This is a genomic window from Pedobacter sp. 05L430 (assembly GCF_056397585.1).
Window position 1 is genome coordinate 1 of sequence record NZ_JBFTNT010000489.1, and the last position, 1748, is coordinate 1748.

Below are 1748 nucleotides of genomic sequence, written 5' to 3' on the forward strand. Positions count from 1 at the left end.
GTAAGGAACTTACCAGACTTAGGGTAAATGGCAAGGATTTTTTTACCAGTAATGTTGCTGAGTTCATTAAAAAATTGCCATCGAGCATATTTTCTCACGTTCAGGTAATTGATGACTATGGCGATGAAGCTAATTTTACCGGAATAAAAGTGGGACAGCCTAGAAAGATATTAAATCTGGTTACCAAACCAGGGAGAGATAAGGGGACATTTGCAAACGTTAGTACCAGCGCTGCAACAAGTAATAGTTACGGTTTAAACGGGAATGCTAATGTCTGGAAGGGGCGTAAGCAGATGAGTGGTGGTGGTTCTTTTAATAATACAAGTAATGATGCCCAGGTCAATAACAGTGCTAATGGCGCAGCGAGTTTTTCTGATAAAATCGGCAAAAAACTTTACTTAAGATCTGGTTATAACATGGGTAATGGCACTTATGGTGGTACAAATTTTAACAATATTCAAAGCGCTAATAGTTTGGGAACTATAAATAGTGTTAATGAGGATAAGTTTAATGCGGGGAATGGTAATCATAATTTAAATTTAGGGCTTAACAGCGAGGAAACAGGTAAGTTTTTTGCTGGTAATTTAGATGCAGGGTTGTCAAACAATAATTCAGAGAATACTTCATCATCTTTGCAGACTGGAGTAATCCGTCAGGATTTATTTACCAGCAGCACTTCGAAACAGAATAGCCCAAATGTAAATATAAATGTGAGTCTGGGTTTGGGGGGTAAAGATAAAAAGGGGAGAGCATCACTTAATTTTTCTGGCCGGGCAGGTGGTAGTAAAGGGAATCAGGATATTCTTACTGATATCGATTATTATGATAAGGATACAAATGAAAAGGTTAAGGACTCTTTATTAAACCGGTTGGTTAAAACCAGAAATGGAGACAGGGCAATAAATGCGGGTTTTAACTATTCCAGGACATTGGGTAATCCGAAGGATACCATACAGAAAAGTATAGAGTTTTCTTATTCATTTAGTGTGAGTTCTAACAATAATGAATTAGAAACACGGGTTAAAGATATAAATGGTAAAATAAGCTTTATTGATTCTTTAAGTAATGCTTATACCTCAATGTTTATCAATCAGAACATTAGGGGAGGTTATAGGTATAATTCATCTAAGATTAACTATGGAATTGGTTTTACATTGCAACCAAGCATTTTGACGGGTAGTTATGAGGGCAGAACCGATAAGATTAATCAAAAGACATTCAATTCATCTCCATCTGGAAACTTTAGCTATGTTATTTCTAAAACGCAATCGGTAAATATGAATTATAGCGGGAGTAGTAATGCGCCAAGGTTTGATCAGCTGCAGCCTGTGCCCGATACCAGGAACTTGCAGAATGTGATTATTGGTAATCCAGAATTGAAAACGTCATTCAACCATAATGCAAATGTTAGTTATAGCTTGTTTGGAATTACCAGCGGAAAGGCATTGCAGATTGGTGTAAATGCCAGTACCACACAGAATGAGGTGGTAAGCAATACTATCCTGATTAAGGATACTTTAAATAGCTTAAAGCAGGAAACTCGGTATGTGAATGTGAATGGTAATTATAATATTAATAGCAATTATACAATCGGTTTACCTTTTGGCAACCGTAAGTATATGGTTTCAATAGGTGGAAATATAGGGCTCAATAATTCAGTAATTTTTACTGATAATGTGAAAAATAACAATAAGGGACTTAATTTCTTTCAGAATATAGGGGTGAATATGGAATTGAAATCGTTATCT

The 1748-nt window shown here is 35.9% G+C and carries 1 protein-coding gene; it reads left to right on the forward strand.

The genetic code is table 11. The features are described 5' to 3' along the window. The coding region (locus tag AC1DG9_RS26700; protein ID WP_477635649.1) for an outer membrane beta-barrel protein at window positions 1-1748 on the forward strand (1748 nt) is incomplete at both ends.